Below are 13,041 nucleotides of genomic sequence, written 5' to 3' on the forward strand. Positions count from 1 at the left end.
AAAAAATCGGCTCAAACATGAAGAAATGAAATGACTGAGTCAGCCGAGAAGAATTTCCCCGCTTATTCGCACCTTCCTTAGGTGTATATGCATCAGAACATATGCGTATTGGTGGGCACATCATATTTAATCACTGGTTTGATAACGTAGGAGGAACACCTGAATGCCCAAGAAAACGATTGATTGACTGTATGTATAACCCTTTAGCACTTCCAATATTTAGTCGAGATATTCCCGATGAGTACAAATTTGACGTACTGTTTGGAAGGAAACATGTTTGTATGGGTATATGCATTGAGAAATTACTAGAAGAATGTAATAAAATTGGTTACTCAGTACGGTTTGCAACAAACAAAGAGCAAGGCTTATTGGATAAAACTGGGAAAAGACCATATAAACACAAAGGAAAGTCAGTGTTTATTGGCGATGGTGTAAAGGAAGTAGTTTTAATGGACGGCATTTTTCTACGTATCATGTTTCATGGACAAACACCTATTTCTGTGATTAAAACCATGATAGAAAACATTGAAGCCCAGAAATAGCCGGGGAGGGAGCAATAAGCATAGCGCATTGCATCTCTTACTTTTTAATACTTGGTGCAATTCACTTCGTTCATTACACCCTACTTGCTGTCTCTTGATAAATAAAGACTCCATTGCAGCCTTACCCCTCTCTTTTACTGCCAGAGCCCCTCTTTATTCGTCAGCATTTTATCGTTTATTTCTTAGCCAGCTTGATGCAAAACGCTGGCAAAAATGGATAGCCAGCTAAAACAATCACTTGCCAGGGTCTGGGCGGGGTATTTCAATCAGTGGCCAATTAATAATTTCGTTAGCCACCCCTTTTTGATTATTTATACCTGAGCATAAACCTACGACGGGTGTGTCATTATACCCTTAACGGCAGATGAACAGACTGTGTCCCATGATGAGCCTCTTTATATCCAGTTAGCTCCCTTTCCCATCGCAATCCATTAATGCGTTCCTGCGGCACCTGCCGCACGCCCGATAGACGGGGGCGGCCCGTGCTGGCCAATCGTCACCATCAAACTGACAGACAACTTCATGAACGGTAATCACAAACAAGCCCTGTCCGGCGTTACGCTGGCGGCGATCGGCGTGGTCTATGGCGACATCGGCACCAGCCCGCTCTATACCCTGCGCGAGTGCCTCTCCGGCCAGTTCGGTTTCGGGGTGGAGCCCGCCTCCATCCTGGGCTTTCTTTCACTGATCTTCTGGCTGCTGATCCTGGTGGTCTCGGTCAAGTATCTCTCCTTCGTGATGCGGGCCGACAACGCCGGCGAAGGGGGCATTCTCACCCTGATGTCGCTGGCCACCCGCAACACTCCGGCCAAGTGGACCCCCTTGCTGATCATCCTGGGGCTGATTGGCGGCAGCTTCTTCTATGGCGAGGTGGTGATCACCCCGGCCATGTCGGTGATGTCGGCCATCGAGGGCTTGAACATCGCCGCCCCCTCCCTCGACCCCTATATAGTGCCGCTCTCGGTGCTGGTGCTGACCCTGCTGTTCGCCATCCAGAAACACGGCACCGCCACCGTGGGCAAGCTGTTCGCCCCCATCATGCTCACCTGGTTCATCACCCTGGCGGCGCTGGGTCTGAACAGCATCTTCCAGCACCCCGAGGTGCTGGGAGCGCTCAACCCCGTCTGGGCGCTGCGCTTCTTTGCCAAGTACCAGACCGCCTCCTTCTTTGCTCTCGGCGCCGTGGTGCTGGCCATAACAGGGGTGGAGGCGCTCTACGCCGACATGGGCCATTTTGGCAAGAGCCCGATCCGGCGCGCCTGGTTTATGGTGGTGCTGCCATCGCTTGTGCTCAACTACTTCGGCCAAGGGGCGCTGCTGCTGGCCCATCCCGAGGCCATCACCAACCCCTTCTTCCTGCTCGCCCCGAAATGGGCGCTGCTGCCATTGCTGCTGCTGGCGACCCTGGCGACGGTGATCGCCTCGCAGGCTGTTATCTCCGGGGTCTTTTCGCTGACCCGGCAGGCGGTGCGCCTCGGTTATCTCTCACCCATCCGCATCGTGCACACCTCCGAGCAGGAGTCCGGCCAGATCTATATTCCAGTCATCAACTGGATGCTCTATATCTCGGTGGTGATCGTCATCATGAGCTTCGAGCACTCCAGCAATCTGGCGGCGGCCTACGGCATCGCCGTTACCGGCACCATGGTGCTCACCTCCATCCTCTCCTGCTCGGTGGCTCGCCACAGCTGGCACTGGAACAAGTACCTGGTGGCCGCCCTGTTTATCGCGCTGCTGGCAATCGACGTGCCGCTGTTTGCCGCCAACCTCGCCAAGATCTTCTCCGGCGGCTGGCTGCCGCTCACCCTGGGCGCGGTGATGTTCACCGTGATGACCAGCTGGAAGAGCGAGCGCTTTCAGCTTATTCGCCGCCTCAACGAGCACGGCAACTCGCTGGAGCCGATGATCGCCTCGCTGGAAAAATCCCCGCCGACCAGGGTGGCCGGCACGGCGGTCTATATGTCGCGGGTGGTCAACGTCATCCCCCACGCGCTCCTGCACAACCTCAAGCACAACAAGGTACTGCACGAGCGGATCATCCTGCTCACCCTGCGGGTGGAAGAGGTGCCCTACGTTCACAACGTGCGCCGGGTCTGCATCGAGCAGCTCTCCCCCACCTTCTGGCGGGTGGTGGCAAGCTACGGCTGGCGCGAGACCCCCAACGTGGAGGAGATCTTCCACCGCTGCAACGCCGAGGGGCTGAGCTGCCGGATGATGGAGACCTCCTTCTTCATGGCCCACGAGTCGCTGATCATGAAGGAGCGCCCCTGGTATCTCTACCTGCGCGGCAAGCTCTTTATGCTGCTGCAGCGCAACGCCCTGCGCGCGCCGGATCAGTTCGAGATCCCGCCCAACCGGGTCATCGAGCTGGGCTCGCAGGTGGATATCTGATGGCGTGAGTTGCGCTAAAGAGAGAGGGAGGCATTGGCCTCCCTCTCTCTTTTTACCGTTAATCCCAATGACCGCCCCTCATCCCCAGCCCTTCTCCCACGAGGGAAGAAGGGAGCACACCACGGCGACCATATGCTGCAAACGGTGCAATTCACTTCGTTCTTTGCACCCTACCTCCCGGCATGCTGCCGATATGTTTCCGTTCTCGTGCGTCCGATTACGCTTCGCTAATCGAACCTACGGTTTCAAGACAGACGGTTTCTATCCGAACAGACTCGCCGCCGTAGGGTGCGTTTTCCAAGGTGACGAACCCTCCCGGCGGCTTCGTCACAAGTGACGAACGTCACGCTTCGACAGCAAGACAAGGCCTCAACACCCGTCGATGCTATTTTTAACATCTTTTAAAAACAAATACTTACACTCATCCGGCCAGGCAAAACCAAGCTGGCCCGTATCTTGCCAACCTGCCCCTACTTTCTCCGTTCGCGACACGACAAGGTAGGCTATGAACCGCTTCGTTATCGCTGACCCCAAGCTTTGTATCGGCTGTGGCACCTGTATGGCTGCCTGCAGCGAGGTACACAAGGCGCAAGGTTTGCAACAAGCCCCCCGTTTAACCGTTATGCGACACGAGCAGGCGACCATGCCGGTTCAGTGCCGTCACTGTGACGATGCCCCCTGCAGCAAGGTGTGCCCGGTCGAGGCAATTCGCCAGACCGGCGATTGCGTGCAACTCAACGAGTCGCTCTGCATCGGCTGCAACCTCTGCGCCGTGGCCTGTCCCTTTGGCGCCATCCAGAGCGGCGGCAGCCGTCCGGTGGCCGTGGCCACCAGTTACGACACCTATATCCCCTGCTCCATCCGCTCCAGCAACCCCTCCACCTCTGCCGGCCTGCGCTGCTTTGGCGAGGATCTGCTGAGCTGGGAGCCGGGCGTGCGCAGCATCGCGGTCAAGTGTGACCTGTGCGAATTTCGCGCCGACGGCCCGGCCTGTGTCGATGCCTGCCCCTCCCAGGCGCTGAAGCTGGTCAATGACGGCGACACCGAACGCGCCGCCCGTATCCGTCGCCAGCAAGCGGCCGACACCAACCCGCAAGGGGCCTCTGCCTTCTCGGCGCCCGCCACGGCGCGCCCTGCATCCGATTTATCTACCACAGAGGGAGCGTGCTGATGTTGTCCCCCCTTGTTATGGCCACGCTCCTGCTCTTTTTGCTGGGCGCTGCCGCCGGTCTGCTGCTGCAAAAGCTGCCCGCACTGGCCAACCGCCTCAACAGTGGCTTTGCCCTGCTGGGCTCGCTCGCGGGTCTGGTCGCCGCCATCCAGATCTTTGCTCAAGGCGCCCCCGTCGACGGCCAGCTCTGGCTGCTGGGCTCAGTGCACCTCGACATGCTTGCCGCGCTGATGCTGCTGGTGATTGGCACCGTCGGCGTCGCCGTCGCCCTCTACTCCTTTGCCTATATCCGCGAATATCAGGGCAAGGGGGATGTGGCCATCGGCGCGCTGATGAACCTCTTCCTCTTTGCCATGGTGGGCATGGTACTGGCCGACAACGCGCTCGGTTTCTTGCTCTGCTACGAGCTGGTGACCCTCACCACCTACTGGCTGGTCAAGACCAACCCCGAGGCCGCCAAACAGAGCCGGCTTTACTTGGTGATGAACCATATCGGCATGGCGCTGGTGCTGATCGCCTTCTGGCTGCTCTGCCGCGAAAGCGGTTCGCTGGAGTTCGCCGCGCTGCGCGAGCACCATCTGGCGGGCGGATTGGCCTCCCTGGTGTTCCTGCTCAGCTTCTGCGGCTTTGGCCTGCGCGCCGGTTTTGTGCCACTGCACGGCTGGCTGCCGGTGGCCGAGCCCGTCGCCCCTTCCCATATCTCGGCGCTGATGTCCGGCGTCATGGTGAAGCTGGGTCTGTTTGGCATCTTGCGGGTCAGCATCGATTTTCTCGGCGCCAGCCAGCTCTGGTGGGGCTATGTGGTGCTGATCTTCGGTGCCTGTTCGGCGGTGCTCGGGGTGCTGTTTGCGCTGGCCGAGCATGACCTCAAGCGGCTGCTCGCCTACCACACGGTGGAGAACATCGGCATCATCCTGATGGGGATGGGGATCGGCATGATCGGCATCGCCAACCAGCAACCTGCACTGGTGGTGCTGGGGCTGCTCGGCGCCCTCTATCACCTGCTCAACCACGCCATCTTCAAGAGCCTGCTCTTTATGGGCACCGGCTCTGTGATGTTCCGCCTGCACACCCGTGACATGGACAAGATGGGGGGGCTGGCCAAGCTGATGCCCTGGACCGCGCTGGCGTTCCTCATCGGTGCCATGGCCATCTCGGCGCTGCCACCACTGAACGGCTTTGTCAGCGAGTGGTTTATCTATCAGTCGCTCCTTTCCATGACCAAGCTCGGCACCTCTGTCGTTGCGCCGCTCGCGGTGGTGATGCTGGCGGCGACCGGCGCCATGGCGGTGATGTGTTTCGTCAAGGTGTACGGCATCTGCTTCTGCGGCGCCCCGCGCAGCGAGAAGGCGAGCCACGCCCGCGAAGTGCCGGGCGCCATGGTGGCAGGCACCCTGTTGCTGGCCGCGGTCTGTCTGGTGCTGGGTCTGGGCGCCCCCTGGATTGCCCCCCATATCGCCAGCTATGGCCAGGCATTGGTAAGCGGCCAAATGAACGTGGCCACTAGCGCCACCCTGCTGCCACTCGACAGCTCACAAGCGATCCTCTCCCCACCCGTTATCGCCATCACCCTGCTGGGGCTGTTCCTCATCCCGCTGCTGGTACTGGCCATCTTCAAGGGGCCCAAGCTGGGTCGTCGTCACGCTGGCACCCCCTGGGCCTGTGGTTACGCCTATGAGGAGCGCATGAGCCTCACCTCGGGCGGTGTCACCCACACCTTGCGCCAACTTTGCGCGCCGCTCTATCGCAAGCAGCCGCAGCTCGATCTGGCCAGCGCCCTGCACGGGGTGAGCGATACCAGCGGGACGACCGGCTGGCTGCTGCATGGCGTGGTGCTGGCGCTCTTTATCCTGATGGCTGTAGGAGTCTGATATGCCTGTTCTTGAAATGCCGAGCTGGGGCATGGTTGCCCTCGCCCTGACCCAGGCCATCGCCATGCTGGCGCTGGCGCCGCTCGCCACCGGTTTCAACCGGGTGCTGCGGGCCAAGATGCACTCCCGTCAGGGGCCGGGCCTGCTGCAGGATTACCGGGATATCGGGAAGCTCCTGCGCCGTCAGGAGGTAACCCCCGAGCCTGCCGGCATCCTCTTCAACCTGATGCCTGCGTTGCTGATCGCCGCCTTGCTGCTGGTAGGGATGGCACTGCCGACCCTGACTCACGAGTCCCCCTTCCCCATCGCCGGGGATCTCATCACCGACATCTATCTGTTCGCCATCTTCCGCTTCTTCTTTTCGCTGGCGGGGCTCGACAGCGGCAGCATGTTTGCAGGGATCGGTGCCCGCCGCGAACTGACGCTGGGCATTCTGGTGGAGCCCATTCTGGTGCTCGCCTGTTTCATCATGGCGATGATGGTGGGCAGCTCGGATCTGGGCAACATCAGCAGCTATGTGGCGACCCAGCCACTGGCCGCGCCCATCGCCACCCTCTTGGCTGGCGCCGCCTGCGCCTTTGCGGTGTTTGTCGAGATGGGCAAGCTGCCCTTTGACTGCGCCGAAGCCGAGCAGGAGCTGCAGGAGGGGCCGCTCACCGAGTATTCCGGTGCGGGTCTGGCCCTGCTCAAGCTCTCCATCGGCCTCAAGCAACTGGTGGTGGTGCAGCTCTTTCTGGTGATTTTCCTGCCCTTCGGCAAGGCGACCAACTGGAGTCTGCCGGCACTCATCGGCGCGGCGCTGATCCTCGCCTGCAAGCTGCTGGTGGCCTTTTTGCTGGCTGGCATCATCGAAAACGCCATGGCCCGTACCCAGTTCGTGCGCACCCACAAGCTCACCCGCTACGGCTTGGGGCTGGCCCTGCTGGCGCTGCTCGCCTATCTGGTCGGGATCTGAATCATGCCCGCCAGCACAGCAACTTTTTCCGATTTCATCATTTGTGAATGCTCATTCCCGAACATTAAAGTGAGAACTGCATGACCATCGCCATTTCGGATCGCATCGGCTGCGACTACATCCAGCAGGTGCGAGCCCAACTACCCCACGCCATCGTCGACGAGGAGTGGCAAACCGCCGATCAGGCCACCATTACCGTCAAGCCCACCAGTCTGGTCGAGACGGCCAGCCTGATCTTCCACCAGCTGGGGGGCTGGCTTCCGCTCTCCTTTGCCAATGACGAGCGCAGCCTCAACGGCCACTTCGCCGTCTACCACGTCTTCTCCATGGAGGGTGACACCAAGTGCTGGATCACAGTCCGGGTGCTGGTGGATGCCGATACTCAGGAGTACCCCTCCATCACCCCGACCATTCCGGCAGCGGTGTGGGGCGAGCGGGAGATCCGTGACATGTACGGCCTGCGCGCCATCGGCTTGCCGGACGAACGTCGTCTGGTACTGCCGGATGACTGGCCGGAGGATATCCATCCCCTGCGCAAGGACGCCATGGATTATCGCCAGCGCCCGATGCCCACCACCGACACCGAGACCTACCCCTTCGTCAATGAGCTCGGCAGTGATGCCAACCGCATCGTGCCGGTCGGCCCGCTGCACATCACCTCGGATGAACCGGGGCACTTTCGTCTGTTCGTCGATGGCGAAGACATCATCGATGCCGACTACCGCCTCTTCTATGTCCATCGCGGCATGGAGAAGCTGGCGGAAACCCGCATGGGCTACAACGAAGTGGCGTTTCTGACCGACCGGGTCTGCGGCATCTGCGGCTTCACCCACAGCGTCGCCTATACCACCTCGGTGGAGAACGCCATGGGCATTGCGGTGCCGGAGCGGGCCAAGATGATCCGCGCCGTGTTGCTGGAAGTGGAGCGCCTGCACAGCCATATCCTCAACATCGGCCTGTCGAGCCACTTCACCGGTTTCGACACCGGCTTTATGCAGTTCTTCCGGGTGCGGGAGAAATCCATGACCCTGGCCGAGCTGCTGACCGGTGCGCGCAAGACCTACGGTCTCAACCTGATTGGCGGGGTGCGCCGCGACATCTTCAAGGAAGATCGCATCAAGGGTGCCCAGCTGGTGCGCGAGCTCCGTGATGAGCTCAAACCCCTGGTGGCCATGCTGCTGGATACCGCCAACATCTCCTCCCGCCTCATCGGCATCGGCAAGCTCGACCCGCAGATTGCCCGCGATTTCAGCTGCGTCGGCCCCATGGTGCGGGCGAGCGGCTTCAAGCGCGACGTGCGCCGGGTCCACGACTTTGCCGGTTACCGCGAGCTGCCGATGGAGATCCAGACCAAGGCGGGTTGCGACGTGCAATCCCGGGTGCTGGTACGCATCCACGAGCTCTACGACTCCCTCGACATGATTGAGTTCGGTCTTGAGCACCTGCCCGAAGGGCCGCTGCTCACCGAAGGCTTTACCTATCAGCCAGGCAAATTTGCGCTGGGCTTTACCGAAGCGCCCCGCGGCGAGAACGTCCACTGGAGCATGACTGGCGACAACCAGAAGCTGTTCCGCTGGCGCTGCCGCGCCGCCACCTACGCCAACTGGCCTGCTCTGCGCTACATGCTGCGCGGCAATACCGTGGCGGATGCGCCGCTGATTATCGGCAGTCTGGATCCCTGCTACTCCTGTACCGACCGGGTTACTCTGGTCGACCCCAAGAAGGGCAAATCCACCGTGGTCTCCTACAAGGAGATCGAGCGCTACGGCATCGATCGCAAAAACTCTCCGCTGAAATAAGGGGTCATCATGATCAAGCTGTTCAAGACCATCCTCAAGGCTGGCACCCCAACCGCCAAGTACCCCTTCGCTCCTATTGATGTGAACCGGGATTTTCGCGGCAAACCGAAATATCAGGCGGATCAGTGCATCGCCTGCGCCGCCTGCACCAAGGCCTGCCCGGCCAACGCGCTGGTGATGGAAGTGGACATGGAGACCGGCGAACGGCGCTGGGAGATCTCCATGGCGCGCTGCATCTTTTGCGGCCGCTGCGAGGAGGTCTGCCCGACCCGCGCCATCGCCCTCTCCCCCGAGTTCGAGCTGGCGGTAACCAACAAGGCGGATCTCTATGAGGAGGCCCGTTTCGCGCTGGCCCCTTGCACCCTGTGCGGCACCTACTTTGCCCCGAGCAAGCTGGTGGCCCTGGTGGAGGACACCCTCAAGCAGGCAGGCACACCGCTCGCGACCCCGCAGCGGCTGCACCACTGCCCCGACTGCAAACGAAAACAGAGCATGCTGAGCCAGCCTGACTCGGCCCTGATCACACCGATAGCCACACCGATGGCCGCACAACAGGAGTGGATGTGATGAGCAAGATCAAAGGCATAGAACCGGTTGTCGGCCATGCCCATACCCGCGCCGTGCCGCTGGCACAGGATCCCGAGATCACCAAACTCAAGAAGACCCTGCTCAAGGACATTCGCCGCTCGGCCTATGTCTACCGGGTCGATTGCGGCGGCTGCAACGCCTGCGAGATCGAGATTTTCGCCACCATCACCCCGCTGTTTGATGCCGAGCGCTTCGGCATCAAGGTGGTCGCATCCCCCCGCCACGCCGACATCCTGCTCTTTACCGGCGCGGTGACCCGGGCGATGCGGGTACCCGCCCTGCGCGCCTACGAGGCGGCGCCCGATCCCAAGATCTGCATCGCCTACGGCGCCTGCGGCTGTGACGGCGGCATCTTCCACGACCTCTACTGCGTCTGGGGCGGCACCGACAAGATCGTGCCGGTGGATGTCTATATCCCCGGCTGCCCTCCGACACCGGCAGCCACCATCTACGGCTTTGCCGTGGCACTCGGTCTGCTTGAGCAGAAACTCAAAGCCACCAGCCACGAGGTGCAACCGGGTGAACGGGTCGAACTGCGCCACACCGGCATCCCCAACGAAATTCGGGTGATGATCGAGCGCGAAGCGCGCCGCATGGCCGGTTATCGGCAGGGGCGGATCATCGCCGACGAGTTTATGGCCCTGCTTGAAGGGGCGACCCAGCAGGATGTGGATCTGCGCATCCAGAGCTACCTCGATCAGCACGACGATCCGCGCCTGGCGGAGATCGTCAACAACCTCGCAAACGCCTGCCTCAACCGGGCGGCCGGCAAGGGAGAGGCGGTGCATGGCTGACGAGGTTTTCTTCTATCGCCTGTCGCGCAAGTTCGTCGACGAGCAGTTCGATGTGCCCCCCGCCCCGGCAAAGGAGATGGAGCAGGCCAAGGAGGTGATGTACTACAGCCTCGCCATCGGCCACCACCTCGGCATCGTCGATTGCCTGCGAGCAGACCTGGTCTGCTCGCTGACCGGTTATCGCGACTGGGTGGCCAAGCTGCCAGAGGGGAGCGAGGCGCGCCGCAAGATGGAGGGGTTTCTCACCTTTGGCGAGATCACCATCTATCGCGAGCACTGCCATATGCTGGCCTGTGCCTTCGACCGGCTGCGCAAAACCGACAATGTGCTCGATGAGCAGGAGCTGGGCTGGACCAATACCTTTATGGATCAGCTCACCGCCCTCTTTAACGACCCCCATATGTACCTGATGGTAAGGAGCCGCTGATGGGCTGCAATCTCGTGTTGACCGTGGGCAATGCCATGATGGGGGACGACGGTGCCGGCCCCTATCTTGCCGACAAACTGCAAGCCGCCCCCCTGCCCGGCTGGATCCATATCGATGGCGGCATCGCGCCGGAAAATGTGGTCTACAAGGTGCGGGAGCTGCAACCGGAGCGGGTGGTGCTGGTGGATGCCGCCGAGATCGGCGAGAAGGCGGGAACCCTGCAGGTGATCCCCCCCGAGACCATCGCCGAGATGTTTATCTTCTCGACCCACAATATGCCGCTCAATTTCCTGATCGACGAGCTCAAGACCTTTGTCCCCGAGGTGATCTTTGTCGGGGTACAACCGGCCATCGTGGCGTTCTCCTTCCCGATGACCGAGATGGTGAGCGGGGCCATGGATTATCTTTACGATCATCTGGAAGAGGCTAAAGATAGCGAGTTGTTAATAAACCGGCTGGCCCAGTGGAATATCACCAATGCGGCCACCGATTATTTGCCGACTTGTTAACAGCGGCAGTTACCACTCCCTCTAAAGGCATATAAAAACGCCCGATGTTAAATTAAAAACATCGGGCTAATTGCCATGAAATTGATATAAATCAACGCGCGGACATTTTTCAGGAAATTGGCCAACTCGCTATTTTTAAACATAAAAAAGCGTTGCCAGTCACAGAAAATTGCCACAAAATGGTGGCCATTGCGGAAGCTGATGGGGTCTGGTGGCCTCCTCGGTCTTCAAAACCGATGAGAGCCGAGAAGGCTTTGGCAGGTTCGATTCCTGCCTCTTCCGCCAAATTTCATATATTGGAGAGAAACCGTCAATTATTTTTCAGGCTGGTTGACGACTGTTTCACATATTGTTCTAACAAGGCGCCTGTCGCATTGCCAATATAATCTGAATGCGCTCCGACACGCTTATTTATCTGCTCGAACATTAATTTATCAATTCGCCTTTTTTATTAATTCATGAATGGCGAAAAGCAGCAAATAAGCAGCGTCGCAGCGGCCTTCCCCCGGCAAGGCGGCGTGCATGTCACTCCCACGCACAGCCCGGGTCATCCCATGCCAACTCCGTCTGACGTATCCTCCCTCGCCCCCAGCGCCTCTTATGCCGCGACTCCAGCAAATCAGCGTCGCTTGCCACAAGTGGAACAGCTGCTGCAGCAACCCTTTCTCGCCGGTTTTATTGATGAACTGAGCCGCCCGCTGGTGACCCAGGCGGTGCGCGACACTCTGAGTGAACTGCGCCAGAGCGAGGCGTTTCGCCAGCATGGGGTTGCCCCCGAGCACATCGAGGCGCTGATTGCCAAGCGCTGCCAGCAGCAGTTGCGCCAGCGTCAGACCCGGGTGATCAACGCCACCGGCACCCTGGTGCACACCAATCTGGGGCGCTCGCCGTTAAGTGCCGATCTGTGGGACGAGGTGCGTGACCTCAACACCGGCTACAACAATCTGGAGCTGGATCTCGCCACCGGCAAGCGCGGTGGGCGCAAGGGGCTGATCGCCCCCCTGCTCCGTTGCCTCACCCAGGCCGAAGATTCGCTGGTGGTGAACAACAACGCAGCCTCGCTCTTTTTGCTGCTGCAGGAGGTGGCCAAGGGGCGCGAGGTGATCGTCTCGCGCGGCGAGCAGATCCAGATTGGCGGCGGCTTTCGCATTCCCGACATTCTGGCCCTCTCCGGCGCCAAGCTGGTGGAGGTGGGCACCACCAATATCACCACCGCCAAGGATTACCTGGATGCCATCACAGAGCAGACCGCCTTGGTGCTGATGGTTCACAGATCCAATTTCGCCATTCGCGGCTTTACCGAATCCCCCGATATCGGCGAGGTGGCCCGCGCCCTGCCCGAGCACGTGGTGCTGGCGGTGGATCAGGGCTCCGGCTTGACCACCGAGGAGTTTGCGCCGGATGAAACCTCGGTGCGCCAGTACATCAAGGCAGGGGCGGATCTGGTCTGCTACTCAGGCGACAAGCTCTTGGGGGGCCCGCAATCGGGCATCATCAGCGGCCGCAGCGACCTTATCAAGCGGCTGGAAAAACACCCCATGATGCGCACCTTCCGCCCGAGCCGCATCGTCTACTCCCTGCTCGAACGGCTGCTCATCCACAAGCTCAACAAATCTCCCGTCGGCGAGGGCATCGCCCAGCAAGTCTTAAGCAACCCGGCCGCCATGCAGGCGAGAGCAGACCAGCTGATGGCCGCCCTTCCCGGCTGCTTTGTGCCGGTTCCCGCCCAACTGGTGGTGGGCGGCGGCACCTTGCCGGACGAGTTCTATCCGGCCCCTGCGCTGGAGTGCACCGACCCGCGTCCGGCCCAGCAGCTGCTCGACGCTCTGCGCGAACTGCCGGTGCCGGTCATCGCCACCGTGCGCCAGCAGAAGGTGCTGCTCAATATGGCCACCCTGCTGCCGGCGGAGATGGAACTGCTGATCGCCCAACTCAGGGAATTGCGGCTGCCCGCCCCGTTCAATGCAACAAATGCGACCGAGGAGCCCTGATCC

11 protein-coding genes and 1 tRNA gene are annotated in these 13,041 nt (G+C 60.3%); all 12 read left to right on the top strand.

Annotation, left to right across the window (positions count from 1 at the left end; all coding sequences use genetic code 11):
* Window positions 1-101 precede the first annotated feature (101 nt).
* The 12 genes from PG881_RS06140 to selA all read left to right on the top strand — a co-directional run bounded on the left by PG881_RS06140 (window position 102) and on the right by selA (window position 13,038).
* Window positions 102-542: a hypothetical protein gene (locus tag PG881_RS06140; RefSeq protein WP_270798690.1), complete on the top strand. Its 441-nt coding sequence runs from the start codon at window positions 102-104 to the stop codon at window positions 540-542.
* A 522-nt stretch (window positions 543-1,064) separates the two neighbouring features.
* A complete protein-coding gene (gene kup / locus PG881_RS06145; protein WP_270798694.1) occupies window positions 1,065-2,933 on the top strand; it encodes a low affinity potassium transporter Kup in 1,869 nt (622 codons plus the stop codon).
* 505 nt (window positions 2,934-3,438) lie between these two features.
* Window positions 3,439-4,104: a 4Fe-4S dicluster domain-containing protein gene (locus PG881_RS06150; protein ID WP_270798697.1), complete on the top strand. Its 666-nt coding sequence runs from the start codon at window positions 3,439-3,441 to the stop codon at window positions 4,102-4,104.
* A complete protein-coding gene (gene hyfB / locus PG881_RS06155) occupies window positions 4,104-5,975 on the top strand; it encodes a hydrogenase 4 subunit B (protein ID WP_270798698.1) in 1,872 nt (623 codons plus the stop codon). Before PG881_RS06150 ends, hyfB begins: the two co-directional genes overlap by 1 nt.
* Before the next feature lies 1 nt (window position 5,976).
* Window positions 5,977-6,930, top strand: coding sequence for a respiratory chain complex I subunit 1 family protein (locus tag PG881_RS06160; RefSeq protein ID WP_270798701.1), 954 nt, complete (start codon window positions 5,977-5,979; stop codon window positions 6,928-6,930).
* A gap of 80 nt (window positions 6,931-7,010) precedes the next feature.
* Window positions 7,011-8,729, top strand: coding sequence for a hydrogenase large subunit (locus tag PG881_RS06165; protein WP_270798704.1), 1,719 nt, complete (start codon window positions 7,011-7,013; stop codon window positions 8,727-8,729).
* Window positions 8,730-8,738: 9 nt separating this feature from the next.
* The gene (locus PG881_RS06170) at window positions 8,739-9,296 is read left to right on the top strand and encodes a formate hydrogenlyase complex iron-sulfur subunit (protein WP_270798706.1); all 558 of its coding nucleotides are present in this window, start codon (window positions 8,739-8,741) and stop codon (window positions 9,294-9,296) included.
* Window positions 9,296-10,111: an NADH-quinone oxidoreductase subunit B family protein gene (locus tag PG881_RS06175; protein WP_005301886.1), complete on the top strand. Its 816-nt coding sequence runs from the start codon at window positions 9,296-9,298 to the stop codon at window positions 10,109-10,111. The genes PG881_RS06170 and PG881_RS06175 overlap by 1 nt, the downstream gene beginning before the upstream one ends.
* On the top strand, window positions 10,104-10,538 hold the full coding sequence (locus PG881_RS06180; RefSeq protein ID WP_270798708.1) for a formate hydrogenlyase maturation HycH family protein: 435 nt from the start codon (window positions 10,104-10,106) through the stop codon (window positions 10,536-10,538). The genes PG881_RS06175 and PG881_RS06180 overlap by 8 nt, the downstream gene beginning before the upstream one ends.
* Window positions 10,538-11,047 (top strand): hydrogenase maturation peptidase HycI, encoded by a 510-nt coding sequence (gene hycI / locus PG881_RS06185; protein ID WP_124253044.1) that lies wholly within the window; start codon window positions 10,538-10,540, stop codon window positions 11,045-11,047. Before PG881_RS06180 ends, hycI begins: the two co-directional genes overlap by 1 nt.
* A gap of 193 nt (window positions 11,048-11,240) precedes the next feature.
* Window positions 11,241-11,332, top strand: a tRNA-Sec gene (locus tag PG881_RS06190).
* A gap of 269 nt (window positions 11,333-11,601) precedes the next feature.
* Window positions 11,602-13,038, top strand: coding sequence for an L-seryl-tRNA(Sec) selenium transferase (selA, locus tag PG881_RS06195; protein ID WP_270798711.1), 1,437 nt, complete (start codon window positions 11,602-11,604; stop codon window positions 13,036-13,038).
* Window positions 13,039-13,041: the final 3 nt, after the last annotated feature.

Origin of the sequence: Aeromonas sp. QDB54, from assembly GCF_027707385.1 — a bacterium.
GTDB lineage: Bacteria > Pseudomonadota > Gammaproteobacteria > Enterobacterales > Aeromonadaceae > Aeromonas > Aeromonas hydrophila.

Coding starts and splice junctions, on each gene's coding strand:
- PG881_RS06140 (WP_270798690.1), top strand. CDS start 102: ATGCGTATTGGTGGGCACATCATATTTAATCACTGGTTTGATAACGTA.
- kup (WP_270798694.1), top strand. CDS start 1,065: ATGAACGGTAATCACAAACAAGCCCTGTCCGGCGTTACGCTGGCGGCG.
- PG881_RS06150 (WP_270798697.1), top strand. CDS start 3,439: ATGAACCGCTTCGTTATCGCTGACCCCAAGCTTTGTATCGGCTGTGGC.
- hyfB (WP_270798698.1), top strand. CDS start 4,104: ATGTTGTCCCCCCTTGTTATGGCCACGCTCCTGCTCTTTTTGCTGGGC.
- PG881_RS06160 (WP_270798701.1), top strand. CDS start 5,977: ATGCCTGTTCTTGAAATGCCGAGCTGGGGCATGGTTGCCCTCGCCCTG.
- PG881_RS06165 (WP_270798704.1), top strand. CDS start 7,011: ATGACCATCGCCATTTCGGATCGCATCGGCTGCGACTACATCCAGCAG.
- PG881_RS06170 (WP_270798706.1), top strand. CDS start 8,739: ATGATCAAGCTGTTCAAGACCATCCTCAAGGCTGGCACCCCAACCGCC.
- PG881_RS06175 (WP_005301886.1), top strand. CDS start 9,296: ATGAGCAAGATCAAAGGCATAGAACCGGTTGTCGGCCATGCCCATACC.
- PG881_RS06180 (WP_270798708.1), top strand. CDS start 10,104: ATGGCTGACGAGGTTTTCTTCTATCGCCTGTCGCGCAAGTTCGTCGAC.
- hycI (WP_124253044.1), top strand. CDS start 10,538: ATGGGCTGCAATCTCGTGTTGACCGTGGGCAATGCCATGATGGGGGAC.
- selA (WP_270798711.1), top strand. CDS start 11,602: ATGCCAACTCCGTCTGACGTATCCTCCCTCGCCCCCAGCGCCTCTTAT.